Consider the following 26609-nt stretch of genomic DNA (forward strand, 5'->3'; position numbering starts at 1 on the left):
CGTACTTTCCAACCATTCATCGGAGTAAGCCATGAGCAGCACATTCAAGGACCAGGTTGTCTGGGTGACGGGCGCTTCCGGCGCGCTGGGCGCGGCCACCGCGCGCACGCTCGCCGATGCGGGCGCGACGGTCGTCGCATCGTCACGCAGCATCGATGAGCGATTGTTCGCAGCGTCGCCGAACGTGGTCCCGCTCAAGGTCGACGTCACCGATGACAAAAGCGTGAAGGCGGCGTTCGCGCAGATCGAAGAGCGCTTTGGGCGCCTCGATGGCCTCGTCACCAGCACCAACGTCTCCACTTTCGGCGACTTCCTCGAACTCACCGACGACGACTGGCAAAGCGTGATCGATGCCAAGCTGCTCGGCTCGGTGCGCCCGATTCGCGCCGCCTTGCCGTTCTTCATCAAGCAAGGGCGCGGCGCGATCGTGGCGATCTCGGGACGCGGCGGCATTGCGCCGCCGCCGAATCATTTCCCCGGTTCGAGCGTAAACGCGGCGATCGATCTGCTCGTGCAAGGTCTCGGCCGCCGCTACGGTCCGCAAGGCGTGCGCGTAAATGCCGTCGCGCCCGGTCCGATCCGCTCGCCGCGCTTCGATGCGCTCGCCGGCGCGCAAAGTCAGAACGAGCCCACGCGCCTGACCGCGCTCGAAGGCCCCGGCACGCCGGAAGACGTCGCGGCCGCGGTCGCGTATCTGCTTTCGGACGATGCCCGTTTCGTCACCGGTTCGCGTCTCTATGTCGATGGCGGCGGGCCGCCCTACGCGTAACTCGTAACGCGTAACGCATAGCGCCCGATTCGCCGCGTCAACCGAAACCCATCCAAGGACCTTCTTCATGTCACGTTTCGTTTCTCCCGCGCAATTGCGCACCCTGATCGCTCAACACAATGAACTCGCGGTGCTCGACGTGCGCGAAGAAGGCGTGTCGTCGAAAAAACGCCTGTTCTATTCGTCGGTCGCGCCGGTCGGACGCCTGGGTCTCGTGATCGATCGGCTCACTCCACGGCGCGGCACGCCCGTCGTTCTCGTCGATGCCGAAGGCGCCGAGGACGGCTATGCGCAACGCGCCGCCGCATTGCTGGCGCGCTGGGGCTACACGGACGTGTCGATTTTGGATGGCGGCGTGGAAGGCTGGGCGCGCGCCGGCTTCGAAATTTTCAGCGGCACCAACGTGCCGGGCAAGGCGTTCGGCGAACTGATCGAGCATCGGCTGCATACGCCCAACATCGACGCCGAAACGCTTAAGGCGCGTCAGGATGCGGGCGACGATCTGGTTGTGCTCGACTCGCGCCCCTTCGGCGAATTCAACAACTTCAATATTCCCGGCGGCATCGACTGCGCGGGCGCGGAGTTGGTGTATCGCGCGCTCGCGGCGGCGCCTTCGCCGGACACGCTGATCGTCGTCAATTGCGCCGGGCGCACGCGCAGCATTCTCGGCGCGCAATCGCTCATCAATGCGGGCGTGCCGAATCCGGTCGCCGCACTCACGGGCGGCTCGATGGCTTGGCTGCTCTCGGGCCTCGAACTCGAACACGGCGAGATTCGCACCGCACCGCGTCCCGAAGGCGCGACGCTCGCGACCGCGCGCGAACTCGCGGCGGCCGCCGCGCGCAAGGCGAACGTGCCCGTGATCAACGGCGAAACGCTCGCGGCGCTCGAACGCGAAAGCGGCGAGCGCACGCTGTATCGCTTCGATGTGCGCGATCCGCTCGAATACGCGGCGGGGCATCCGGCAGGCTGGCGTTCGGCGCCGGGCGGGCAACTCGTGCAGGCGACCGACGAGTACATCGCCACGCTGCATGCACGCGTGGTACTGCGCGACGACGATGGCGTGCGCGCCCGCATGACCGCGTCGTGGCTCAAGCAACTCGGCTATCTCGATGTCCGCGTGCTCGACGATGCCGCCAGCGCCGCCCTCACCCACGACGCGCTCGAAGCCGGTCCCGAGCCGTTGCGCGTGCGTCCGCATGGCGCGCACACGCGCTGGATCGAGCCGGATCATCTGCAAGGCGCGCTCGATGCCGGTCGCGCGCAAGTGATCGATATCGACGCGAGCATTGCGTATCGCAAAGGCCATGTGCCGGGCGCGCGTTTCGTGGCGGCAAGCGCAGTGGAAGACCACCTGCGCTCGGGCGTTTTCAAGCGCGATGCGCCCGTCGTGCTGACTTCGGAAGATGGCTTGCTCGCCGGACTCGTCGCCGCCGAACTCGCGCCGCGCTGGCCGGAGATCGCCGCGCTCGTGGGCGGCACGGCGCGCTGGAGCGCGATTGGCTTGCCGCTCGAAACCGGCGACGCGCACAACCTGACTGGCGACGACGACGCGTGGTATAGCCCGTATCACGTCGAGAAGGAACGCGTGGCCGAGCAAATGAATGCGTACCTCGCGTGGGAGCTGCAACTGGTCGAACAGGTGGAGCGCGACGCGATTGCATCGATCGATGTGCTGGACTTCAAGACGGCCACGGACAAGCGCAGCCGCGAACGCCTGGCATCATGACTTCACCGACGATACGCCCTGTCTTTGACGGTTCGACGAGTCCCGCCGACATTCCCGGCAGCGCGCTTCACGGCGCGTTTCAGCAACCGTTGATGCTCGGCCTCTTCTTGCCGATTCAGAACGGCGGCTGGTCCATCTCGACCTTGCCGCGCTCGACCGACTGGCGCTTCGACTACAACGCGCGGCTCACGAAGACAGCGGAAGCGCTCGGCTTCGATCTGGTCTTCGGCCTCGCGCAATGGCTTGGCAAGAACGGGCATGGCGGCGTGCTCAAGTATCGTGAGCAATCGCTCGATGCGTTCATCGCGACGAGCGCGCTTGCCGCCGTCACCGAGCGCATTTTGCTGATCTCGACGGTGCATGCGCTCTATGGTCCGTGGCATCCGCTGCATCTCGCCAAGTTCGGCGCGACGCTCGACCATATCTCGGGCGGACGCTGGGGCATCAACCTGGTGACGGGTCACGTCAAAAGCGAATGGGCGATGTTCGGCCAGCCGATGATCGAGCACGACACGCGCTATGAACGCGCGGCCGAATTCGTCGCCGTGCTCGATTCGTTGTGGCGCAGCGATGCGAATCAGAACATCGATTCTCCGCACTGGCAGTTGCAGGACGCGTTCGTGAGTCCGCGACCGCGCTTTCATCGGCCGGTGCTCGTGAATGCGGCCGGGTCGCCCGCGGGGATTGCGTACGCGGTGCGTCACTCGGACCTGATCTTCATCACGAGCCCCGCAGGCGCCGATTTCAACGACGCCATCGGCGCCCTGCCCGCGCATACCGCGACCATTCGCGAAGAGGCCGCGCGGGTGAAACGCAACGTGCGCACGCTCATCAATCCGACCATCGTGTGCCGGCCGACCGAACGCGAGGCGCGCGAGTATCGCGATGCCATCGTCGCTCACGCCGATGAAGGCGCGCTCGATGGCTTCGTCGGCCAGCACGGCCGCAGCGACGCGAAGGCGTGGGCGAATCACAAGCGCGAGCAGCGCATTCTCGGCGGCAATCTGCATCTGATCGGCTCGCCCGAGCAGATCGTCGATCAGTTGCTTGCATTGAAGCGCGCCGGTTGCGATGGCGTGCAGCTCACCTTCTTCGACTTCGAACCGGACCTCGCGTATTTCGGCGAGGCCGTGTTGCCGCTTCTCGTCGATGCGGGTTTGCGACTGCCCGTGCCCGCAGCGAACTCCTTACCTCGGACGACGTCATGACCAAACATCGCCAATTGCATCTGAACACCAACATCACGGGCGTCGGGCGGCATCCCGCAGGATGGCGCACATTGGACAACCCGCGCGCGATCATCGACTTCAAGTTCTTTAGGGAGATTGCAACGACAGCGGAGCGCGGCAAGCTCGACGCCGTGTTTCTCTCGGATGCGCTCGCCCTGCGCAATCACGCCGAAGGTCCGCAGCAATCGTTCGAACCCACGGTGCTCCTCACCGCGCTCGCGGGCGCGACCGAGCATGTCGGTCTCATCGGCACGGCATCGACCACGTTCAACGATCCGTTCAATCTCGCGCGGCGCTTCGCATCGGTCGATCACCTGAGCGGCGGGCGCGTCGCGTTCAATGCCGTGACGACCTACGACGCAGCCGCCGCCGCGAATTTCAGCTTCAACACGCCGCTTTCCACGGAAGAGCGCTATGCACGCGCGCAAGAATTCGTGGATGTGGTGACGAAGCTCTGGGATAGCTGGGAAGACGACGCGCTCGTCGCCGATCAGGCCACGGGACGTTATGCGGACCCGTCGCGCGTGCATGCCATCGAGCATCGCGGTCAGTACTTTTCGGTGCGCGGCCCGCTCAATGTGCCGCGCAGTCCGCAAGGAAGGCCCGTGCTCGTGCAGGCGGGATCGTCCGAAGGCGGACGCGCGCTTGCCGCCCGTTTCGCCGATGCGGTCTTCACCGCGCAAACCACTCTGCCGAGCGCGCAGGCGTTCTACAAGGAGATGAAGGAACGCGTGGCGCGGCATGGGCGCAACCCCGATCACTTTCTGCTGTTGCCGGGCTTGTATCCGGTGGTTGGCGGAACGGAACAGGAAGCGCGCGCGCATAAAGCCGAACTCGATGCGCTGCTCGACACCGACCGGGAAGTCGCGCGCCTGGCCGGCGCGCTCGGGCTCTCGCCGGACGATCTGCATATCGACAAGCCGCTGCCTTATGAGCGCATCGAAAAGGTCGTGCGCTCGGACTTGCCGCGCGGCTTCATCGACTCGACGGTTGCGCTTGCCAAGGCCGAAAACCTGACCGTACGCGAGTTGCTCGATCGCAATCCGGGCGCGCATCGAATCATTGTCGGTACGCCCGAGCAGATTGCCAACGACATCGCGCAGTGGTTCGAGGAGCGTGGCGCGGATGGCTTCAATCTCAACGCGGATGTGTTTCCGAGCGGCCTTGCGGCGTTCGTCGATCACGTCGTGCCGCTCTTGCAGCGCAAAGGCATTTTCCGCACCGATTACGAAGGCACGACCTTGCGCGAACATTATTGTTTGCCGCGTCCCGACAGCCAGTATGCAAAGAGGCGCGAGGCCGCCTGATCTTTTATCGTCCGAGCCTCCAAGGGAGTTTCATGTCTTCTACTCTGGATCAACCGACTCGCGCGCAAGAAGCGCATCGCATTCGTACCGATGCAGAAGCGCTGGAAACGGCACAACGTCTCGAACATGCGTTCGCGCAGGAAGCGTCGGAGCGAGATCGCGAGCGGCGCTTGCCGCGTAAAGAACTCGAAGCGTTCAGCGCATCGGGACTGTGGGGCATCTCGGTTCCCAAGGCATTCGGCGGCGCGGATGTTTCCGTATGGACCATCGCGCAGGTCTTCGAATATATCTCGGCAGGCGATTCATCGCTCGGCCAGATTCCGCAGAATCACTTCGCCAATCTGGAACGCCTGCGGCACGACGGCACGCCTTCGCAGCAGGCGTTTTTCTTCGAACGCGCGCTTGCAGGCGAGCGACTCGGCAATGCGACGGCCGAACCCGGCGATCGCTTGCCGGGCTCGCATGAAACACGCGTGCGGCGCACGACGCGCGGGCTCGTCGTATCGGGCAAAAAGGTGTATTCCACAGGCGCGCTCTTCGCGCACTGGATACCCGTCGCCGCGCGCGATGACGATGGCTCGCCCGTGTTCGTCTACGTGCCGCGTCATGCGCGCGGCGTCGAAGTGATCGACGACTGGTCGGGCTTCGGGCAACGCACGACTGCAAGCGGTCGGGTGCATATCGACAATGTCGAAGTGGACGCGGTGCAAGTGGTGCGTCGCGAGCCAGGCGGCGAGATCGATACGGGCAACGCGGTTTCGCAGCTGATTCATGCGGCGATCGACTTGGGTATCGGCCGTGCCGCGCTCGATGAGACGAAGCGCTTCTTGCGCACGCTTGCGCATCCGGCACGAGGAAGTGGCGCCGCACATGCCACGGACGATCCGTTCACGTTGCGCGATATCGGCACGCTGACCGTGGACCTGCACGCTGCGCGCGCGTTGACCGAGCGCGCAGCGGTGTTGATCGAAGCGGCGCGTGTGCCCGGTTCAGCGCGTGACAAAGTGAGCGCGGCCATCGTCGCGACGGCGGAAGCCAAGATTCTCACGACCCACCTCGCGCTCGATGCATCGAACAAACTCTTCGAGCTTGCAGGCACGCAATCGACACGCGAAGAGCATAACCTCGACCGCCACTGGCGCAATGCGCGCACGCATACGTTGCATGACAGCGTGCGATGGAAGTATCACGCGGTGGGGCAGTATGCGCTGAACGACTTGCTGTGCGATCCCTTCAGCTACGCGCATCCTTATACGGCGGTGAAGGAATGAACAAGCGGGCGTGCCTTTCGCACGCCCGCTTCAGGCATCATCGCGCGGCGACTGCTTGCGAATCGAATACCGGATTGAACTCGATATCCACCTTGATGTTGTTCTTGATATCGCCGGACTTGTAGAGCGTGTCCGCAATCTTCTGCTCGCGCGTGACAAGCGTCTTGTCGAGCGGATAAAACACGGAGCGTCCATTTTCCGCCGAGAACTTCGCTCGTGCCGGCGACTGCTTCATTTTCTCCGCATAGATCTTCTCGACGGCCGGCACGTTCTGCGCCCACCACGTCCACGAGCTCTTGAGACGTCCCAGGAAGTCACCGATGGCCTTGCTCTTCGCGGGATCGCGCAAGACATCGGTGCGGGCCGCGAACACCGAGAGCGCTGGAATATCCAGTTCGTCGCTCTTGACGATCACGCGTGCATCGCCCTTGTCGACCGCTTCCTTCACCGGACCAAAGCCGCCCGAATAAACCGACACCTGTCCCGCGTTGAAAGCGGAAGCCGACACGTTGCCATCGCCGAACTTGACCGCTTGGAAGTCCTTCGGCTTGAGATCGGCCTTCACATACGACAGCACGTATTGCAGATAATTGAAGCCGCCGAAGTTGTAGCCCCAGGTCTTGCCGCGCAGGTCCGCGAGCGTCTTCACGTTGGCTTCCTTTCGAACCACGGTGACGATAGGCGGATACGCGTTATCCGGGTTGCGCCATCCCGCGATGATCTGCAAGGGCGCGGTCTCCGGCGTCCATATCTGACGCGCATTCCCCTGTTCGATGATGAGCGAGGTATCGCCCATCAGACCCACGTCGAGCACTTTCGAATAGAGCGCGGACAGTTGCGCGGCGGGTCCCGTGAGCACGGCCCACTTGACCTTGTACGGCGCGCCATCCAGCACGTGCGATGCCTCGACGATCAATGGCCACGCGGCATCCTGCGTGCCGATCTGAATGGTGAGCGGCTCTTCCGCGAACGCCGAAGTCGATAAAGCGAGGAAGCCCGTAACGAAGAGTGCGGTTAAGCTTTTCTTGATGCGCATGAAGTGAGTGGTCGGTTAAGGAAAGGAATGTCAGGCCGCGCTTGCTGTCGCGGCTCGTTGTGGTTCTTCTGTCGTCACGCCGAGCGCTTCCAGCAGTTGTGTTCTGAGTGCTATAGCGTTGGCGTCCGCACGCGAACGCGGCCGGGGAAAGTCCACGGTGAAGTCCGCGCTTATCTCGCCTTGCGACAACACGACAATGCGGTCCGACAAGAGAATGGCTTCGTCGATGTCATGCGTCACCAGCACGACCGCCGGCGTATGCGCGCGCCACAAGCGTGCGACGAGGTCGTACATGCGGATGCGGGTCAATGCATCGAGTGCGGCGAAGGGTTCATCGAGGAGCAAGAGACGCGGCTCGCGCACGAGCGCTCGGGCCAATGCAACGCGTTGCGCTTCGCCGCCCGAAAGCGTCTTTGGCCAGCCTTCCGCGTGACTTGCAAGACCCACTTCGTCGAGCGCGGCGAGTGCGTCGTTTTTTGCGGCGCCCAACCTGTCATGGCCGATGACGACGTTCTCCCACACGCGCCGCGCCGGCACGAGACGCGGTTCCTGAAACACGACGGAGCGCGCATTCGCCACGCGCACGCGTCCTTCATCGGCCTTGTCGAGGCCCGCGAGAATACGCAGTAGCGTGGTCTTGCCGGCGCCCGATGCGCCGAGCATCGATACGAATTGGCCGCGCCTTATGTTCAGCGATACGTCCTTGAGTACTGCACGTCCGCCGAAGCGACGGCTCACGCCTTGCAATTCGAGTGCGATTTCACGATGATCGCGTGCGTTCTTCAAGGCATCGATATCAGGCGAGTTCAAAGCGCGGCCTCCACGGAAGCGCGACATGTTCGAGACCGCGCATGATGAGATCGGTGAGAATGCCGAGCGCCGCATAAACCAGAATGCCCGCGATGATGATGTCCGCGCGCTGGTTCTGGTTCGCATTGACGAGGATGTAGCCAATGCCGTTCTGCGCGTTGATCTGCTCCGCGACGACGAGCGCAAGCAGCGCCACGGCGGACGCATAGCGCAAGCCGACGAGTATGGAAGGCAGCGCGGTCGGCAGAATGATGCGCAACGCTACTTGCCGGCTCGATAGCCCGAACACGGTGGCCGCTTCGAGCAGCTTGGGATCGACACCGCGCACGCCCGCGTAGGTGTTGAGGTACATCGGGAAGATGGTCGCCGCGAGAATGACCGCGATCTTCGCGCCCTCGCCGATACCGAACCACGTGATGAAGAGCGGAATGAGCGCGATGAATGGAATCGTGCGCAGCATCTGCAAGGGCGCATCGACGACTTCTTCGCCTACGCGCCACAGTCCCGCGAACAAGCCCGCAATCAGGCCGATACCGCCGCCAATGGCAAGGCCGGTCGCCGCACGCGCAAGCGATACGCCGATAGCGCTCTGCAATTCGCCATCCGCGACGAGTTCCTTCAATGCAGCAAGAATGACGGTCGGCGGCGGCAGCGTTTCGGGCGCGATGAGTTGCAGCGACGACACGAGTTGCCACAGCACGACAATCGCAATGGGCACGCCCACGCGCAAACTGCGCGAGCGGATGAGCTTCCAGTTCAGTGTCGTGGTGCGGGCACGTTCGCGTGTGGGCAGTTCGACCAGCGTCTGTGCGCCGGATGCGCGTGGCGCGGGCTGTTCGAGCGGCGTGCCCGGATCGAGCTCGAGTGTCGCCGAGGAAAAGCGATGGGCATTCATGGGCATTCTTCGAGTGAGAAAGAGAACACCCGATACTACGTTCGTGTCTGCCCCACGCAAACCAACGGTTTGCCAGATGCTATCCAAGGATCGCGCAATATCGTTTTGCGCGCCGCTGGCTCACATTCAGACGAGATCCGTGCTGGTTTCCTCTTGCGTCACCGCATAGCGAGAACGCGGTCTTTCGAGACCAAGATGATCGCGCAACGTGCGCCCTTCATAGCCGTGTCGGAAGAGCCCGCGCCGGCGCAATTCAGGCAGCACCAGTTCAATGAAATCATTCAGCGAATCGGGCAGCAACGCGGCCATGACGTTGAAACCATCCGCCCCATAATTGACAAAGCGCTCTTCCAGCGCATCCGCAACCTGCACCGGCGTGCCGACGATTTGCCAATGACCGCGCGCGCCCGCAATGCGCAAATAGAGCTGACGTATGGTCAGATTCTCGCGGCGCGCCAAGTCGATCATCAAGCCCTGGCGGCTCTTGCTGGCATTCGTTTCCGGCAAATCGGGAATGGGTCCGTCGAGCGGATAGCCCGAGAGATCGAAGCCGCCCGTGAGCGTCGAGACCATCGCTAGGCCGACCACGGGATCGATCAATGCCTGCAGTGCATCGAACTTTTCGCGTGCTTCTTCTTCCGTGCGTCCGACTATGGGCATGACGCCCGGCATGATCTTGAGCGATTCGGGATCACGTCCATATTGCGCCATGCGTCCCTTTACATCGGCATAGAACGCAACGGCATCTTCGAGCGTCTGCTGCGCGGTGAAGATCACTTCGGCGGTGCGCGCGGCAAGCGCCCTGCCCGCTTCGGACGATCCCGCCTGCACCACGACCGGATGTCCCTGCGGCGCACGCGAAACGTTCAGCGGACCATGCACCTTGAAAAACTCGCCGCGATGGTCGAGCACGTGCCGCTTGTCGGGATCGAAATACCGACCCGATGTTTTGTCGCGCACGAAGGCGTCGTCGTCCCAGCTATCCCACAGGCCCGTCACCACTTCGGCGAATTCCTCCGCGCGTTCGTAACGGTGTGCATGCGCGAGATGCTGATCGAGATTGAAGTTGCGCGCTTCATGCTCGCTCGACGAAGTGACGAGGTTCCAGCCCGCGCGGCCGCCGCTGATGTGATCCAGCGACGCGAACTTGCGCGCGATGTGATAAGGCTCGTTGAACGATGTCGATGCCGTACCGACCAACCCGATGCGCTCGGTCACGGCCGCGAGCGCGGACAACAGCGTAAGCGGCTCGAACTGCGCGACATAGCTGTGCGCGGTGCGGCTCAGGAACGCGGCATCGTCGCCGCGCGTGCCGGAGCCATCGGCGAGAAAGACGAGATCGAAGCTCGCCGCTTCCGCTGCCTGCGCGAGCGCTGCGTAATGCTTGAAGTTGACGCCGGCATCCGCGACGGCATGCGGATGACGCCACGCGGCAATGTGATGTCCCGTCGGATAAAGAAACGCGCCCAGGCGCAGTTGTCCGCTTCGTTTTGCCATGGCGTCGTCGATCAGTTGAGTGCGACAGCGGCCGCGGCACCCACCGGCGAGCCTTCGATTGCCACCGATGATTGACCGTCCGGTCCCACTGGAATATCGCCGACAAGCGTCGTGCGATATAGCTGTCGATCGAAATCTAGATCGAAGATATCGGTCGGCGCGAGATGCGCGGTCGTGCGGTTATCCCAGAACGCGATGCTGCCCGGCTCCCACTTGAAGCGCACGGTGAATTCCGGCCGCGTCACGTGTTCCCACAGCAGTTCGAGCAACGCCTGACTCTCGCGCGGCGCAAGACCCGCGATGTGCTTGAGAAAGCTCGGGCTTACATACAGCGCGCGTTCGCCGGTTTCAGGGTGCACACGCACGAGCGGATGCTCGCTCACGAGCGTGTGCTGGTCGACCGCTTTCGCGAAAGCATCGGTGCCGGCGGCGCCTTGCGGCGGCGCGAAGCGATGCACGCCACGCAGGCCATCGACGAATGCGCGCAGCGGCGCCGAGAGCTTTTGGTACGCGGCCACGAGGTTGGTCCATTGCGTATCGCCGCCATACGGCGGAATGGTCACGCCGCGCAAGATGGATGCATACGGTGGATTCACGGCAGCGGTGACATCCGTATGCCAACCGGTCCACGGACGCAATACCGACTGCCCTTCGAAGCGCGTGGCCTTGCGGAACTTGGAGATCGAATAAATCTCGGGATGCCCGTCCACGTGACCGAATACGGGGTGGCCCACCGTCAATTCGCCGAACTGCGCGGAAAACGCGACATGCTGTTCATGACTCAGGAATTGCTCGCGAAAGAACACCACGCGCCACTTCAGAAGCGCGTCGCGAATGGCCTTGACCTCGTCCTTCGGCAAGGGCCGCGTAAGATCGACACCGCTGATCTCCGCACCGATATGCGCGGACAACGGCTTCACTTCGACACGCGCTGCGTGTTCGATGACGGCTGCGTTCATATGCCTGTCTCCTGATTGATGTTGATGCCGGCGCGGATGCTCGCGTCAACTGCCTTGCGCGTTTGCGTCGTCCACGAAAAAGTAGTCGCGCCAGGACTTCGGTTCATGATGAATCACGCCTACGCGATAAAGAAAAGCGCCTAATTGCAGTGTGTTTTGCGGCGTCGTCGTGAAGCTCACGTCTTTGTCGCCGAGGATGCGTGCGACGAAAGCGGGCGTGAGTTTCGACTCGTCCTGACGAAGATAGATGGCTGCGGCCTGTTGCTTGTCGCTCGTAATGAGCTTTGCGGCATCGACAAGTGCGGCGCGTACGGCTGCATAGGTCTTCGGATTGTCCTTGCGCCATTTCTCCGATGTCACGACCACGCTGCCCGTCGATGGACCGCCGAGAATGTCGGTCGAGCTGATGACCTTGTGGATCTTTGGATCGTCGAGTTCCTGATACTGATACGGCGCGTTCGAGAAATGCAGGTTGATGACCGAGTTGCCCGAGAGCATCGCGGTGGTTGCATCGGCATGCGGCATGTTCACTTCGAAGCGGTCGAGTTGCGCGTAGTTCGCATCGCCGTATGCCTTGGCCGATGCCATCTGCAACAGCCTGCCCTGCTGCGAGACCGCGACGGAAACCACCGCGATGCGGTCCTTCTCGCCGATATCCTTGATGCTGCGAATGCGGGGGTCGTTCGAAACGAGCACGACCGGAACCGAGCTTTGCGCCGCGATTGCACGGAAATTTTGGTGACCTTGCGTGCGGTCCCAGATCGTCATGAGCGGTCCGATGCCGAGCGTGGCGATATCCGCCGCACGCGAAAGCAGCGCTTCGTTCACGGCCGCGCCGCCGGAGAGCGTGTGCCATTCCACGTCGATCTTGATTCCGGCGCGCTCGCCTTCCTTCTCGATGAGCTTCTGGTCCTTCACGACCTTCAGCAGCAGCGAGCCGATGCCGTATTGATCGGCGACTTTCACTTCGCCTTCAGCATGCGCGCATTCGAAGGGAAGCGCGATCGATGCGATCAGCGCGAGCGCGGCCATGCTGCGATTGCTTAAGCCTTTGATCGTCATGCGGGGATTTTTGCCGTGGATTCGTCGCGCCAAGACGATGAAATGTACAAGCCGTCTCGTCACGCGCGAACCAAGAAAACGCCATACGGTTATCTCCGTGCGAGATAAGGTGCGCGGCACGGCACTTGCACATGCTTACTGAATATCCTTAGCGCAAATCATGCGTTCCGATACGCACGTTCGCTGGCTATCATGTTTAGTCTGTCGGCTCGCCGTAAAACGAACGCGCGCGCTGCTTTACCTTTCATGGAGCGTTCACCTTGACTCGAAACACCTCATCGCGTCAGCCGCTGGTTGTCGGTATTGGCGGAACGACGCGGCCGGCATCGTCGACCGAGCGTGCGCTGGCTTTTTCGCTGCGCGGCGCACAGGAATCCGGCGCGCGCGTGCAGTTGTTCGGCGGCGCGTTCCTGCATAGCCTGCCGCACTACGCGCCTGAGCATCGCAATCTGACCGACGAGCAGCACGAACTCATCGAGGCGGTGCGTATCGCCGACGCAGTGATCATCGCGACGCCGGGCTATCACGGCGGCATCTCGGGGCTGGTCAAGAACGCGCTGGATACGCTGGAAGAGCTGCGTGAGGACGAACGCCCTTATCTGGATGGGCGCGCAGTCGGCAGCATCGTGACCGCTTACGGGTGGCAGGCAGCAGGCACCGTGCTGACGTCGCTGCGTTCGATCGTGCACGCGTTGCGCGGCTGGCCGACGCCTTTCGGTGCGACCGTCAACACGCTTGAAACGCGTTTCGAAACCGCCGATACGTGCTCCGACCCGAAGGTCGTCGAGCAGCTGCGCACCGTGGGCCGTCAAGCATCGAGCTTTGCGCTCGCATTCGCCGCACACGATAGCGACGCTTATCACGATGTCGAACGACGCGTGGCCGTCGCGCAGAATTAAACTACCTCGCTTTAACGAAAAAGCCTTCGCCATGAGTGGCGAAGGCTTTTTCATGGGCGCTACGGCTTGTTAGCGATCACTATCACTATCACTAAGCCGATTCGGGCCATCCACCGAACTTGGCGATCTCGTCCAGCGCAAGGCGTGCACGTGGCGCCTGCTCACGTTCGGCAAGCGCTGCGGGCAACGCCTCTGCCTCGCCATGATGCGCGATGGAGATCATGCTCAAAGCCTGATAGCGCTCGGGAATGGCGAAGGTATCGCGCAATTTCGCTGCATCGAAGCCGCCCATCGCATGGGCGGCGAGGCCGAGCGCATGCGCCTGCAACAATACGGCAAGACCCGCGGCGCCCGCGTCGTAACTCGCGCTTGGATTGATGGTGCCTTTGGCCGTGAGCGTGTCGGCAAGGACGGCGATGAGCACCTGCGCATGCGCGTTCCACGACTGATTGAACGGCACGAGCGTGGCGAATGCGCGCTCAAACGCCGCTGCGTCTTGCCCCTTCTCGAACACCACGAAACGCCACGGTTGAACGTTATAAGCGGACGGCGCCCAGCGTGCGGCTTCCAGAACAGCGACTACCTGTTCATGCGCTACGGGCTGCTGTGCATACGCGCGCGGACTCCAGCGCCCTGCAAGCAGCGGATGAATGTCGATATCGGTTGGAGCGGGACGATGTGTCATGCGTTTATCTTCGATGGATATGACCATGCTTCATATGCGAAGCTTGGCAGTCAAGGGAATGCATCAAGTGTCGCCGATGCGCGCGGCATGGACAAGTCGCTTCAGGCGTTCATCTGTTCAAGATGCGCGAGCAGCTTCGTCACCATCCACACGACGGTAAGTCCAAGCAACACGAAGAACGCTGCAAGCGGCGCCAGGATATGGACCGATACGAAGCCCGCGAGTCCCATCATCACCGCCGATACGAGCAGCAATGCGCAACCGAGTATCGCGCTCGTCAATCCAGCAATGTGGGGAAACAGCGAGTTGCCCTTGGCCATCAATGTCGGATACATGGCGCCTGCGCAGAAGCCCATTACGAGGACCGGTAGCGCAAGCGTCCACACTTGCAGACCTATCGTCAACGAAAGCAATAGCATCACGATGGATGCGCCCGCCATGATCCGCGATCCATACTTGAGCCGTTGTTCTGCTGTCGGCAGACGCAGGCTATGAATACGGTTGGACAGGCCGCCGAGAAAGTACATCAAGCCGATGCCAAGCGCGAGGTAACCGAAGTAAGTCGGCGGCTTATGCAACGTGTTCTGCACCATGAAAGGCCCGACGATGTTGAACACGAGCAGAATGCTGTAGCACAGTCCTTGCGCAAGAAAGCAGCTCTGAAAAACCGGGCTCGACAAGACCTTGCCCGTGTTCGCGACGAGCGTACGCAATTCGAGTCGAACAGGCTTGGGTAATGTCTCGCGATAACGCCACACGAGCACCCACATGACGATCGAATACACGAGCAGAAACACGAGACAGGCCTTCCAGCCGAACCACTCCTGCAAGTGCGCACCGATCACGGGCGCAATGATCGGCGCGAGTCCCCAAGCAATCGACATGTAGGTGAATGCGTGCAGCAGCGCCTGGCCTTTGAATGAATCGGTGATGATCGCCTTGGCGAGCAGATTGGTGGCCGCAATGCCGAAGCCCTGCAGACAGCGCGCCAACAGGAATGTTTCGAGGCTCGGCGCGACGAGTGACAGCAGACAGCCGACCGTATAGACGACGAGTCCGAAGGCCAGCACCGGCTTGCGGCCGTATGCGTCCGCTATCGGACCAAAAACGAGTTGGCCTAGCGCATAAGCGGCCATGTAACTGGATACGCTCGACTGGATCGCTTGCGGCGAGGTATCGAAGAAACGCGCCATCGCGGGCAGCGCGGGAACATAGATGTCGATTGCGAGCTGCCCTGCCGAAGCGAACAGGCATACGAGAAACAACAGATAGCGCGGCGAATTCGATACGCGCGCGACGGTACTGGTGCGGCTGGGAATGTCGGATGGCATGGAGGCGTCGGGAAGCGGGTGGCGATGTGCGATGGCATCGCAACGTATTGTGCCTGCATGAGCGGGATTTGGCGTAAATGTCCACTGCTCGTGCGGGGATTGGGTACGATCTCACGTTCGAGACCATGAATGCAGCACTGAGGAGAAAGGAGCAAAAAATGCTTGAATTACGGCCCGGTTGCGAATGTTGCGACAAGGACTTGTCGCCCGCTTCATCGGAGGCATTCATCTGCTCGTTCGAATGCACATTTTGCAGCGACTGTACCGAGCAAGTGCTAAAGGGCACGTGTCCGAACTGCGGCGGTGAACTGGTGAAGCGTCCGCGACGACCGGCGGAGAAACTGGAGAAGAACCCGGCATCAACGAAACGAGTCTTTAATCCAGCGTGCCGTTGATTAGTTCGGATGCCGTATAAAATCGAGTTTGACAGTCAAAACTTGACCTTGATCTGAAAGCCGAGCGTGAACGGCAAGTCGCTCGAAGGAATGGGCGGAATGAGGATGATGTTCGCGCCCACGCGCTTATAGTCCACCATGATGAGCGGCGCGGCCACGGGGCCAAGCGTGTGATTGTGGCCAATACCCCAGCGGCCGTAGTCATAACCGGAGATCAAGCCACCCATGGCTGCGAGCCGCACGAAGCCCCAGTGAAGGAACTCGGGCGCCCATACGCCGCCGCCGTAAAACGAAGGCTTTGAGAGCGAGTTACGGAAATAGCCGCCGGTTACTGCCCATTGCGGCGAGACCCAGCATTCCACGCCAATGCCGGGATTGAACTGCTCGAAGTGCTTATCGGGATGAACGTGATGCGAGCCGATCATCGCATCGATCCAAACGCCGTCAGAGCACAGCGCGGCGTGCGCCGACGGCGTCCAAGATACCGTGATGGCAGCGAGCACCGCCGCACACGCGGCGCGAGCGAATCGGAAACAGAGTGGCCATGAGCGCATGATTTAGGCGTCTTATTTTCGAGATGAAGGTCGTCGCGAACTCTACCTGATCGTGCCGTTTTCGTGTGATGAACTGACACGCACGTGACGAATGCGCACTTTTCTGTTTCGGAGGAAACTCGTTTTTCGCGCGTCGAGGAGATACAGATCGATGAAAGTTTGGAAAAGCTTGCAATGCGTCGCGCTATTCGCGTTGATCGCAACGAGTGGATGCACGCCGCTTGCCGTCGTCACGCACAGTGTGTCCGCGAATGAATCGAGCGTGCCGCCCGGGATCTATCAGTTGGATGCGCATCACTGGAATGTGAGCTTCGACGTCGATCATCTTCATTATTCGCGCTTTGTCATGCGTTTCGACAAGACGGCCGGACAACTCGACTGGAGCGCGGATGGCATGACGGAGAGCACGGTGCATGTGACTATCGACGCCGCGAGCGTCAATACGAATGTGCCGTTGCTCGACCGGATGGTAAAGGGTCCCGACATGTTCGATGTCGCGCATTATCCGAACATCGAATTCGTCAGCACCGGCTTCACGCGTACGGGCAACGACAAGGGCACACTGGCAGGCAATCTCACGATTCGCGGAACGACACGACCAGTCACTCTCGATGTCACGTTCAACGGGCATTCGGTCGATCCACTGACCAAGCTGGAAACGTTAGGCTTCTCGGCCAACGGTCATTTCAGCCGCGCGCAGTTCGGACTGACGACGTGGTATCCGGCAGTCGGCGACGATGTTCACGTCGCCATTCAGGCCGAGTTCGCAAAAGTAAAGCAGTGAAGCGCTGACACTTACGCCGCGGTCCAGTCGAGCACGACCTTGCCGCTGTTGCCCGAAAGCATGGTGTCGAACGCGCGCTGGTAGTCGTCGACGGGGAATGTGTGCGTGAGGATCGGCGAAAGATCCAGACCACTTTGCAGCATCGCGACCATCTTGTACCAAGTCTCGAACATTTCGCGCCCGTAAATGCCTTTGATCTCCAGACCTTTGAAGATAACCTGATTCCAGTCGATCGCAGTTTGCGCGGGTGGAATGCCGAGCAGAGCCACTTTGCCGCCGTGGTTCATCGCTTCCAGCATGGCGGTGAAAGCGCTCGGTACGCCGGACATTTCCAGGCCGACGTCAAACCCCTCGGTCATGCCGAGTTCTTGCATGACATCGCGCAAATTTTCATTGGAAACGTTGACCGCTCGCGTTGCACCCATCTTGCGGGCGAGTTCGAGACGATATTCGTTGACGTCCGTAATGACGACATTGCGCGCTCCGACGTGCCGTGCAATAGCGGCGGCCATTACACCGATGGGTCCGGCGCCGGTAATCAGCACGTCTTCGCCGACAAGATTGAACGAAAGGGCAGTGTGCGTCGCATTGCCGAAGGGGTCGAAGATCGCGGCGAGGTCGTCGGAAATATCGGGCGGAATCTTGAACGCGTTGAAGGCAGGGATCACGAGGTATTCGGCAAACGCGCCTTCGCGATTCACGCCGACGCCAACGGTGTTGCGACACAAGTGACGGCGACCTGCGCGGCAATTGCGGCAGAATCCGCATGTGATGTGACCTTCGCCGGAAACGCGATCGCCGATGGCAAAGCCGCGGACTTGCTGTCCCATCTCGACGATCTCACCGACATATTCATGGCCGACGTGCATCGGCACCGGTATCGTCTTCTGCGCCCAGTCATCCCACTTCCAGATGTGGATATCCGTACCGCAGATTGCAGTCTTACGGATGCGGATGAGGACATCGTTATGTCCGACTTCCGGCCGCTTGACGTGAGTCAAGGTAAGACCGGGGGCGCGTTCGAGTTTGGCGAGTGCTTTCATTGTTGGTGTTCCGGGCGGTTGTGTCGCGGCGCTGCCTGTGACCGCGCCGTGCATCTAAAGGTCGCGTGACGTGTCCTGACTTTATGCGCATAAAGGACCCTGCGAGGCGTGAGTCCTAACGGATCACACCAAGCGAGCGGCCCACGCGCGCGAATGCATCGACTGCGCGGTCGATGTGTTCGGCGGTGTGGGCGGCGCTCATCTGCGTGCGGATGCGCGCGCGGCCCTTGGGCACGACAGGGTATGAAAATCCGATCACATAAACGCCTTCGTCGAGAAGCGCGTCGGCCATCTTCGAAGCGAGTTGTGCATCGCCAAGCATGACGGGAATGATCGGATGCTCGCCGGGCACTAGATCGAAACCTAAAGCGGTCATCGCTTGCCGAAACCGCGCGCCGTTTTCGCGGACGCGTCGCCGGAGCGCGGCGCCTTCATCGCTATCCAGCAACTCAAGCACTTTCAGCGACGCAGCCGCAATGCTCGGCGCAAGCGTGTTCGAGAACAGATACGGCCGGCTGCGCTGCCGCAACAAGTCGATAATCTCCTGATGCGCAGCCACGTATCCGCCTGACGCACCACCAAGTGCCTTGCCGAGCGTACCCGTGATGATGTCGATTCGATCGAGCACGCCGCAATACTCGGGCGTCCCGCGTCCGTTCTCCCCGATGAATCCAACGGCATGCGAGTCGTCGACCATCACCAGCGCGCCGTAGCGTTCAGCCAGATCGCAGATGCCAGCGAGATTGGCGATGATGCCGTCCATCGAGAACACGCCGTCAGTTGCGATCAATTTGAAGCGGGCGCCGGCTGCATCGGCTTCCTTCAAGCGCGCTTCGAGGTCTGCAAGATCGTTATTCTTGTAGCGCAAGCGTTTTGCCTTGGAAAGACGCACTCCATCGATGATGCTCGCGTGGTTCAACTCATCGCTGATGATTGCATCGTCCTCGGTCAGCAACGTCTCGAAGAGCCCGCCGTTTGCATCAAAACAGCTTGAGTAGAGAATGGCGTCGTCGGAGTGGAGGAACTTCGCGACTTGTTGTTCCAGCGCTTTGTGTACCGTTTGTGTTCCGCAAATAAAGCGAACGGATGCCATGCCAAAACCATCTTCTTCAAGTCCGGCTTTTGCGGCTTCGACCAAGCGAGCGTCGTTCGCAAGACCGAGATAATTGTTCGCGCAAAAATTGAGGACGGTGCTCCCGTTGGCAAGGCGGATCTCCGAGGACTGCGAGCTAGCGATGACCCGCTCGCTTTTGTAAAACCCGGCGGCGCGAATCTCGTTAAGCGTAGTTTGCAAATGGGAGAGGTATCGGTCTTTCATCGGCATCTTTCCAGTATCCGGCTGTTCGAAAGTAGATGCAGACCAGTCAAGCTCGGCCACACCTTTAGCCCTGTTATAGTTCATTCATTGCATTGGACAGGTTCGGTATTTCGAACAAATTTCCAATATATTGAACACTCTAAAGGAATGCAGCGTTCATGACAAGTTCTGTCACAAGCGGCAAGGCCGGTGATTCCTCAGCCAGCGGAACTGCGCCACCACGCGTTGGCGAGCAGATTCAGCGTCTACGCAATGAAAGGAAATTGACGCTCGATGACTTATCCCGCGCCGCTGGCGTTTCGAAATCGATGCTATCGGAGATCGAGCGGGACAAGGCCAATCCCACGATTGCCGTAGCGTGGCGGCTAACAAACGCACTGGGTATTAGCCTCGATCAGCTATTCGCGCAGCAAAAGGCCGGTGACGTAATACGCGTTGCAGGTCCGCATGAGATTCCGACATTGAATGGTGATAACGGCGACTATCAGCTTCGCGTGTGGGGACCAATTGAGTTGGCTGGGAAATTCGAATGGTACGAGCTCACGTTGCACGCGGGTGCGGCGCTCATCTCAGACGCGCATGAGCCAGGCACGCGGGAGCATTTGACCGTGTTAAATGGCGCAATCGAAATCGAAGCATCAGGTGCTGCGAAGCGACTGAAGGCAGGGGAAACCGCACGTTATGCTGCCGACGATGGTCATGTCATTAGGAATGTAGGGCGAGGAGAAGCAAAGGCTTTGCTCGTGGTTATACATGGGTAATGGCCTGACTCGCGAGTCTGCGGTTTTCCGCGAGCAGGTGCTCCGCCTCTTCCTCCAGCGCACAGCAACGGTGGCATGGCACTTCTTTATGCGCATAAATTTCTGGCGTGTCCTGGGAAGACGTAGCATCCGTCTGCGTCGCGCGGCCTCCTTTCGTTAGTCGCCGCGCACTCCCACGAAGGACTCAACCGCCCATAAGCGAAACCGCACATACACGCAAGGCGACTGGCGAGACCCTACTTTCATGGCGGCAAGTACTGTATATTTATACAGTACAAAGACCAGTCGGAAGGGGCGAATCATGGAGTCGAACGGCGAGCATCTCAGCAGGAAGCAGTTTGCACGTGCGGTACAAGATCTGGAACGCATTACGCGGCAGATTGCGGGCCGATACATCGATCTGAGCGTGCCGCTGACCTGGCGTTTGCTGCACGCCATCGAAGCGGAAGCCGTGGCGGACTTGGGCTTCGCTGGCCGGCACGAGGCTGCCTTGCGCGAACTTTTTGCCCGCCCCGACGACTTCCATTTCCCCGAAACCGACGACGTGGTCGATGTCGCCTCTTCCGACGCTTTGCCGGCAGTATTCGCATTCGCCGTCGACGCCTACGAATGCGCTGCACGACAAGGCCGACCGCAACTGGCCATCGCCGCACACTGACATGCGAGCGATGCACGCCGCACATCGCTAGTCATCAGGCGGCAAAGTCCGCCGCCATGTCCGCATCCGTGCGCGCCATAAGTCTGCCGCTGCGGCAGGCCAAGCGGAACGCGTCGTAATCTTTTTCGACTTGATCCGCATAGGAGCTCGCGTATCGGACGAGCACTTCCGCCATGCGATCACCAGAACCCAGATAGCCGGAAATCTCAAGCGCGCAGCCGCTTGCCTTGGCATGCGCGCGCGCGAGCGCCCAGCCGCATAGCGACGCGTATCCGCGAAAGGCCTCGCCGCTGAATGTTTCGAGGTCGGCGGATATTTTCATGTCGCGCAGTTGGCGAACATAAAGCGGGCGTCCAACCGGGCCCGACGCCCAGCCCAGAAAGGGATCGCTCGCCGCCTGCATCAGGCGTTGCCCGTGAACGATGCGATGCCCGTCGTGCGTATGTTTCGTCGCGCCGACGTAGCGCGCCACCACGGACGTCGATGCCTCTTTCAACTGCAGGAAGAGCGCCTTACCAAGATGATCGGTAAGCAACAGCACGAAGCATCGCGTTCCAACACTTCCCACTCCAACCACTTTGAAAGCGATGTCCTGAAGTGCGAATTGCGACAAAAGCGCGGCGCGCTCGGATGTCAGCGTCGAAACGTAATCGCGTATGAGCGGAGTCAGGATCGTGTGCGAATCGCCTTCGAGTTTCATCCACTCGTCGTCCTCGTCGACGAGCGTGCTTGCGCCGCGAATATGAAAGATCGCGGGCGGCGCGTCGCGAATTCTCCAGGCATCGCCCGATCGATCGGCGAGCTTCGGCAACAGCTTTTCATGCGTGCGCCGGCTCGCGCGTTCGCTACCGCGCTTGATCCGACGTTTCACGTCTTCGTTTTGCACATCGTCGTACATCCTGTCGAACGTAATTCGTTCGTACCAAAGATCCAGCACGCCCATCTCGGCATACTCGCGCATGTGCTGCTGATAGCTCTGGGCCGCTTCGAAGCAGAGTGCTTCAGAGCCCGCACGGCCGTGGCCCAGATGCCTGCCCGCGACCGCCATGCTCGCGACGAGTCGCTTGACGTCCCATTCCCATGGACCTTGTGCGGTTTCGTCGAAATCGTTCAGATCGAATACGAGCGCACGCTCGGGCGTCGCGAACCCGCCGAAGTTTGACAGGTGGCAATCACCGCAGATTTGAACGGTCAATCCACTCGAAGGTGTACTAGCCAGATCGTGCGCCTGAACAATCGCGCTGCCACGAAAAAAAGCAAAGGGCGATGCCAACATGCGGCCGTATCGCAGCGGAATCAGCGCAGGGACGCGACCCATGCTGTTTATTCGCAGCAACTCGATGGGATCGCGATCGACGTCGCCGACAGCCTCTTGCGTGCCTCGTGGTGTTCGCTGACGCGCGGCACGTCCGCTAGCCCGGCGTTCCTGCCACTTAGATGTCGATTGCCCCGAGTCTGATGCAAAGCCTTCGCCCATGGATCACCTCTCGTTATTATTCGAAGTACGTCACATCGAAAACAGTAGTCGACGATTGCAAACGCCGCTACAAGACACTTCACCACACTTATCCTGAAGAGTGCCCTTGACGGAATCAGTCCGAAGTCCGACGCTGTTCGCAACGCAACATGACGCTTAGAAGCGCACTTTGAACACCATGCCGAACACTACCGATCTCTTCGACCAACAGCGAGCCGACTGGCAAGCGGACCCGCATGCTGCTTTCGATGCGTGGCTCGCGCAACAGCAGTTCCGGGCATCGTCGGCTGATGTCTATCGGGCGCAATGGGGCAACTTTCTTGAATGGCTCGCGGCCAGGCGCACAACGCTTCATACGGTGCAGCGACCGGTCATCGAGCAGTTCGTCTCTCAACTCGAGATTCGGCGGCCACAGCGCATGCGCTATCTACGCTTGATCGAACGCGTGCTGGATCACGTGCGCGAGATCGAATCGGCGTCGACGAATCCGGCTCGATTCATCGCGCAGGACGGCGAGGCGGCGTGGCGCAAGGCACGCGACAACGAGCCGACCGGCTTTCTCACGCATGACGAACGCGGCTTGCTGATCGCGCGACTCGATGCGCCGCTTGGCGCCTTGTCGAGTGTGCAGCGGTGGCGCGAGCTTCGCGATCGAGCGCTCGTCGCGGTGTTTCTCGGCGCGGGGGTGAAGACCGGCGAGGCGGCGCAACTCACTATCGATTGCTATGCGCGCGGCGCGCCGTATGTCACCGTCGACGCCTCGAATCCCATGCTGATCCGGCAGGCCCGGCTCGCGCCTTTTGCCGTCGATGTGCTGGATCGGTGGATCGACGAACGAAAAGTCGCCGGACTCTTGGGCGCGCTGCTCTTCCCGGCCGCGCCCGCCGGACGGCCGATGCACAAAGCGACCATGCTGCGCGCCATCGATGTGGTGGTCGCAGCGGCGGGAATCGCCGAATCACGCGCCGCGCGCGCGAGCCCGCAAACGCTGCGCAATACCTATGCGGCTGAACTTTTCGAGAACGGCACAGACCCTGAACGCGTTGGACAATGGCTCGGATTCCAGCAGATGATCTCGGTTCATCGCCTGCATCGGGCGTGGCAGGACTGGATGGGTGAGCAAATACGGGAGCGCGATATGGCCGAGGCTTGCGGGCAAGACGGGATGGAAGATCGGTTCATCGATCCCGAAAACTCTCACCTTTGACCTTCGATACCCGCGTGCGGGCTAATCAGCCTTCAATCGCGGGGCTTCGATGAATCCTTCGATTGCGGCCAGCTTCGACGCGGCGGCGCCCGAAGTGCGCTCGCAATTCGGACAAGAGAGCTCGAACTCGTCTTCGTGACGCTGCAGTTCTGGCTCGCCGATTTCGCAGGCCGGGCACGCGGTGGGGGTCACGAAATACGCATCGACCTGGGTGCCGAGCGCCGCCAACTCTTCGGGGTTCAGTCGGCCGTCCTGGGCCATCGACGCCAGCAGTTTGCCGATCTCGGCACTCATGCCCGCTCTGACGCGATGCGCGTCTCGCTCGCGAACCAGAGCATCGATCTCGTCCGATTGCGTGCGGACCTGCGATTCCAGCCGATCCGCGCGGCCCCTCGCGGCACTAAGTTGTTGAATGAATTCGAATTCTTTCTGACCTGCTTCTCGCGTGCCGGCCTGATACGTCGCCGCCATGCCGCGTAACGCATCCAGTTCGACGAGCATAGGCTTGACCCGGCGCTCAGCTTCCTTGACTGCATCCTTGATCTGCTGCGCGTAGTGCTCGCTATTCCGACGCGATTCGTCCTGAAGCGCATCGATGCGTTCGCGCAGCCGCGCGCCATGCGCTTGCTCTTGCGAAAGACGATCAGAAAGGGACGAGTTTTCCTTTTCCAATCGCGCGATGACTTCACGCAGGCCTGACTGCGCATCGATCTGCTGCTCACGGGCCACTCTCAAGTCGGCTTCAAGATTTGCGATTTGCGCCATCGCCGTGTCGAGATGCGCTTTTGCTTGCTGATGCGCTAGCTCGATCGCTTCCCTCCGGATTTCGGCCTCGCGCGCTTGCATTTGAGCCGCGCTGACAGTGGCATCGACTTGCGTGCGCTCGGCATTCAGCTTCGAGCGGGCTTCTTCTTGCGCATGTACGAATAGTTCCGTGAGCAGCTCGCCAGCGCGCTCCTGTAAGGCTGCAGGCAGCCCGCCGGCATCGATTCGTACGCGCATCGACGAGCGCACGGTGGACCAGAACGCTTCAATGTCTTTGGGAATGTCGCCAGCGCTACCCGTCTGCGTGAACTCTCGGACCGTCGTAACTGACGGACGAATGCCAAGATCGAAAAACAGGCGCTTACACGCATGCATGGACAAGTCCTGCCTGCGTGCGCCTGACGCCCTCATCTGTTCTATTTCTTCGCGCAAGGACTCGCGAGTCGCCATTTTCATATCAATTTCCAGCGCATTTGTATCGAACGGTACGTTTTACGTTTTGATCGTTATACGGCAGCAGATCCGCTCGCGTCAAGAGTTGCCGATGTGCGGTGGCACCGACTGAGTACTGCAAATCTTAGTGCTTCGAACGCAAAGGCGTGAAACATCCTTAGCTTTTTCATCTAGCATGTTGATATTCTTGAATAATTTCTGCTGCGACTGGTTTTTGCGAGGTTTCACGTCGTACAGAGCCGGGACGGATCGTTTTGTTTAGAGCCAGATGCTCGCGGGGCTCGTTTGAGAGTAATAAAAGTAAACACCTTTGAAACCTTGTTAACCCTGTTAACGCCTTGGCAAAGCCTTACTGCATAAGGCTTTCCAGGCCGTCGGGTGAGATGTTTCAGGATAGAAGGTGAAGCTATTCGGGACACTCTGGTGATGTCCTTCAGGGCCGTACGTGAGGACTCGCGGGAGGCTTGGTGAGCGGATTCAGGGAGCCCGTTTTTGATGTAGGTGAGATTTTCCGGGGGCTTAGTGCCTCAGTTCTCCCGCCATGGTTGGATTGTGGTCGAAATCCTCGATCAACCGAAGTGAGGCTTATCGGGATCGGCCGATTCGGGTTCGTCACCGGATAAAACGGGTCGATTTTACCGATAGGTGAGGTATTTCAGGCGCTAAAGTGTTTGTGCGGTGAGACTTTGCAGGACCAACAGCCATAAAACGAGCGAATTCGGACCCCGAAGCCTCGGAGGTGAGGTTTTACGGGGAGATGTGAGGCCAGAGAGACCGCCTCGTTTTGTGCAATGCTTCCCTTGAAGCGGGCCAAAATAAGAGAGGTGAGCTTTTACGGGGGCCTATTCGTGGCAAATCTAGCCTCATTCCCGCATTGGCTTGCTCGACGGAAAACACTTCCTTTGTCCTACTCCGAAATAGCGTGACATCGCTGAACTCGGTTGAAACACCTCATCTTCAGAATACCTTATTTAAACAATGAGTTAGCACAAGCGTCTGGGCTATGCCGGCGTTAGGGTGAGAGTATTCGGGACCTCGACGCGATAAGGCAGCGCTCAAGGAATATCTTCTAGGGTGAGAATATTCAGGATCGGGCATTCGTCACTTAAGCCTTTCCACCCGTCTTCGGAGCCTTATAGGGCGAGTCTCCAGCAGACGTAGACCGCAAAGGTGAGCTTTCTCAGGAGCTTCAAGTGAGCCTTTGCAGGACCGAAACCCGCCTCGAATTTTCCTTCAAGGTGAGCCCTTTCGGGATGCCAACACGCATGAACCAAGACGGCGTCTGGAGACGGCTTTGCTCAGGTTTGTCCTATATTCCGCTTAAGGTGAGGTATTACAGGAGCGTTTTGAAGTTCGTCGACTTAAGGAGATCCACATATGCCCTTTTTCTGTTGCTTTTGGCGACGATCGTCATCCCAAATGAACGCGTCGTGCGTGTGCGACACGCCATTTTTGGGGAAAATTTTTTTCGGTGAGATTTTTCGGGACCTGTGCCGCGATGCCGTGATGCCCCCTGGCGCTCGCCGCTCCCGTTTACCCGCGTGGCTTCTAGGGATGGCGCCTGACGCTCAAAGGTGAGTGGTGAGAGTTTACGGGACCGCACCGCAGTGAGCTTCCGTTTGTTCTCGTACTTCACCCCAAACGGTGAAGGCCACCCCGTAGACGTTGATCACCGCACTCGGTATGCTGCTGGCAATCCCGATACTGTCCGACGC

General features: G+C 60.4%; 24 protein-coding genes. 11 read left to right on the forward strand and 13 right to left on the reverse strand.

What is annotated here, in order from left to right; all coding sequences use genetic code 11:
- Positions 1-31 precede the first annotated feature (31 nt).
- The 5 genes from LDZ28_RS20775 (at position 32) to LDZ28_RS20795 (ending at position 6305) form a co-directional block, all read left to right on the forward strand.
- Positions 32-769 (forward strand): SDR family NAD(P)-dependent oxidoreductase, encoded by a 738-nt coding sequence (locus LDZ28_RS20775; RefSeq protein WP_244828971.1) that lies wholly within the window; start codon positions 32-34, stop codon positions 767-769.
- A gap of 67 nt (positions 770-836) precedes the next feature.
- Positions 837-2498 (forward strand): rhodanese-like domain-containing protein, encoded by a 1662-nt coding sequence (locus LDZ28_RS20780; protein WP_244828972.1) that lies wholly within the window; start codon positions 837-839, stop codon positions 2496-2498.
- Positions 2495-3706: an LLM class flavin-dependent oxidoreductase gene (locus tag LDZ28_RS20785; protein WP_244828973.1), complete on the forward strand. Its 1212-nt coding sequence runs from the start codon at positions 2495-2497 to the stop codon at positions 3704-3706. The genes LDZ28_RS20780 and LDZ28_RS20785 overlap by 4 nt, the downstream gene beginning before the upstream one ends.
- Positions 3703-5034 carry an LLM class flavin-dependent oxidoreductase gene (locus LDZ28_RS20790; protein ID WP_244828974.1) on the forward strand — a complete coding sequence of 444 codons (1332 nt, stop codon included), beginning with the start codon at positions 3703-3705 and terminating at the stop codon, positions 5032-5034. The genes LDZ28_RS20785 and LDZ28_RS20790 overlap by 4 nt, the downstream gene beginning before the upstream one ends.
- A gap of 32 nt (positions 5035-5066) precedes the next feature.
- On the forward strand, positions 5067-6305 hold the full coding sequence (locus LDZ28_RS20795) for an SfnB family sulfur acquisition oxidoreductase (protein ID WP_244828975.1): 1239 nt from the start codon (positions 5067-5069) through the stop codon (positions 6303-6305).
- 37 nt (positions 6306-6342) lie between these two features.
- Here LDZ28_RS20795 and LDZ28_RS20800 read toward each other — a convergent pair whose 3' ends face one another.
- The 6 genes from LDZ28_RS20800 to LDZ28_RS20825 form a co-directional block, all read right to left on the reverse strand.
- Positions 6343-7341 (reverse strand): ABC transporter substrate-binding protein, encoded by a 999-nt coding sequence (locus LDZ28_RS20800; RefSeq protein WP_244828976.1) that lies wholly within the window; start codon positions 7339-7341, stop codon positions 6343-6345.
- Positions 7342-7371: 30 nt separating this feature from the next.
- Positions 7372-8151, reverse strand: a complete 780-nt coding sequence (locus LDZ28_RS20805) for an ABC transporter ATP-binding protein (protein ID WP_244828977.1) — start codon at positions 8149-8151, stop codon at positions 7372-7374.
- Positions 8138-9046 carry an ABC transporter permease gene (locus LDZ28_RS20810; protein ID WP_244828978.1) on the reverse strand — a complete coding sequence of 303 codons (909 nt, stop codon included), beginning with the start codon at positions 9044-9046 and terminating at the stop codon, positions 8138-8140. Before LDZ28_RS20810 ends, LDZ28_RS20805 begins: the two co-directional genes overlap by 14 nt.
- 126 nt (positions 9047-9172) lie before the next feature.
- The gene (locus tag LDZ28_RS20815; RefSeq protein WP_244828979.1) at positions 9173-10543 is read right to left on the reverse strand and encodes an LLM class flavin-dependent oxidoreductase; all 1371 of its coding nucleotides are present in this window, start codon (positions 10541-10543) and stop codon (positions 9173-9175) included.
- Between the two features lie 11 nt (positions 10544-10554).
- Positions 10555-11502: a TauD/TfdA family dioxygenase gene (locus LDZ28_RS20820; protein ID WP_244828980.1), complete on the reverse strand. Its 948-nt coding sequence runs from the start codon at positions 11500-11502 to the stop codon at positions 10555-10557.
- Positions 11503-11547: 45 nt separating this feature from the next.
- Positions 11548-12564 carry an ABC transporter substrate-binding protein gene (locus tag LDZ28_RS20825; RefSeq protein ID WP_244828981.1) on the reverse strand — a complete coding sequence of 339 codons (1017 nt, stop codon included), beginning with the start codon at positions 12562-12564 and terminating at the stop codon, positions 11548-11550.
- 260 nt (positions 12565-12824) lie between these two features.
- Here LDZ28_RS20825 and LDZ28_RS20830 point away from each other — a divergent pair, with 260 nt between their 5' ends.
- Positions 12825-13463, forward strand: coding sequence for an NADPH-dependent FMN reductase (locus LDZ28_RS20830; protein ID WP_244828982.1), 639 nt, complete (start codon positions 12825-12827; stop codon positions 13461-13463).
- Positions 13464-13554: 91 nt separating this feature from the next.
- On the opposite strand, the gene LDZ28_RS20835 is transcribed toward LDZ28_RS20830, so the two are convergent.
- Positions 13555-14148: a nitroreductase family protein gene (locus LDZ28_RS20835; RefSeq protein WP_244828983.1), complete on the reverse strand. Its 594-nt coding sequence runs from the start codon at positions 14146-14148 to the stop codon at positions 13555-13557.
- Between the two features lie 101 nt (positions 14149-14249).
- A complete protein-coding gene (locus LDZ28_RS20840) occupies positions 14250-15479 on the reverse strand; it encodes a multidrug effflux MFS transporter (protein ID WP_244828984.1) in 1230 nt (409 codons plus the stop codon).
- A gap of 158 nt (positions 15480-15637) precedes the next feature.
- On the opposite strand from LDZ28_RS20840, the gene LDZ28_RS20845 reads away from it, so the two are divergent.
- Positions 15638-15874: a DUF1272 domain-containing protein gene (locus tag LDZ28_RS20845; protein WP_244829738.1), complete on the forward strand. Its 237-nt coding sequence runs from the start codon at positions 15638-15640 to the stop codon at positions 15872-15874.
- A 35-nt stretch (positions 15875-15909) separates the two neighbouring features.
- On the opposite strand, the gene LDZ28_RS20850 is transcribed toward LDZ28_RS20845, so the two are convergent.
- A complete protein-coding gene (locus tag LDZ28_RS20850; RefSeq protein ID WP_244828985.1) occupies positions 15910-16428 on the reverse strand; it encodes a hypothetical protein in 519 nt (172 codons plus the stop codon).
- A 151-nt stretch (positions 16429-16579) separates the two neighbouring features.
- Here LDZ28_RS20850 and LDZ28_RS20855 point away from each other — a divergent pair, with 151 nt between their 5' ends.
- The gene (locus LDZ28_RS20855) at positions 16580-17212 is read left to right on the forward strand and encodes a YceI family protein (RefSeq protein WP_244828986.1); all 633 of its coding nucleotides are present in this window, start codon (positions 16580-16582) and stop codon (positions 17210-17212) included.
- Between the two features lie 11 nt (positions 17213-17223).
- On the opposite strand, the gene tdh is transcribed toward LDZ28_RS20855, so the two are convergent.
- On the reverse strand, positions 17224-18255 hold the full coding sequence (gene tdh, locus LDZ28_RS20860; protein ID WP_244828987.1) for an L-threonine 3-dehydrogenase: 1032 nt from the start codon (positions 18253-18255) through the stop codon (positions 17224-17226).
- 115 nt (positions 18256-18370) lie between these two features.
- Positions 18371-19573, reverse strand: coding sequence for a glycine C-acetyltransferase (locus tag LDZ28_RS20865; RefSeq protein ID WP_244828988.1), 1203 nt, complete (start codon positions 19571-19573; stop codon positions 18371-18373).
- Between the two features lie 158 nt (positions 19574-19731).
- On the opposite strand from LDZ28_RS20865, the gene LDZ28_RS20870 reads away from it, so the two are divergent.
- Together LDZ28_RS20870 and LDZ28_RS20875 are read left to right on the forward strand one after the other, a co-directional pair.
- Complete coding sequence (locus tag LDZ28_RS20870; protein WP_244828989.1) at positions 19732-20334, forward strand: helix-turn-helix domain-containing protein; 603 nt, start codon at positions 19732-19734, stop codon at positions 20332-20334.
- A 301-nt stretch (positions 20335-20635) separates the two neighbouring features.
- Positions 20636-20992: a DUF2471 family protein gene (locus LDZ28_RS20875; protein ID WP_244828990.1), complete on the forward strand. Its 357-nt coding sequence runs from the start codon at positions 20636-20638 to the stop codon at positions 20990-20992.
- Between the two features lie 34 nt (positions 20993-21026).
- Here LDZ28_RS20875 and LDZ28_RS20880 read toward each other — a convergent pair whose 3' ends face one another.
- The gene (locus LDZ28_RS20880) at positions 21027-22469 is read right to left on the reverse strand and encodes a DUF2252 domain-containing protein (RefSeq protein ID WP_244828991.1); all 1443 of its coding nucleotides are present in this window, start codon (positions 22467-22469) and stop codon (positions 21027-21029) included.
- 178 nt (positions 22470-22647) lie between these two features.
- Between LDZ28_RS20880 and LDZ28_RS20885 the strand changes: the two genes are divergently transcribed.
- Positions 22648-23676: a tyrosine-type recombinase/integrase gene (locus tag LDZ28_RS20885; protein ID WP_244828992.1), complete on the forward strand. Its 1029-nt coding sequence runs from the start codon at positions 22648-22650 to the stop codon at positions 23674-23676.
- Between the two features lie 21 nt (positions 23677-23697).
- Here the strand turns inward: LDZ28_RS20885 and LDZ28_RS20890 are convergent, their stop codons facing one another.
- Positions 23698-24897: a DNA-binding protein gene (locus LDZ28_RS20890; protein ID WP_244828993.1), complete on the reverse strand. Its 1200-nt coding sequence runs from the start codon at positions 24895-24897 to the stop codon at positions 23698-23700.
- Between the last annotated feature and the right edge of the window lie 1712 nt (positions 24898-26609).

The sequence above is a fragment of the Caballeronia sp. TF1N1 genome, assembly GCF_022878925.1.
In the GTDB taxonomy this organism is placed as follows: domain Bacteria; phylum Pseudomonadota; class Gammaproteobacteria; order Burkholderiales; family Burkholderiaceae; genus Caballeronia.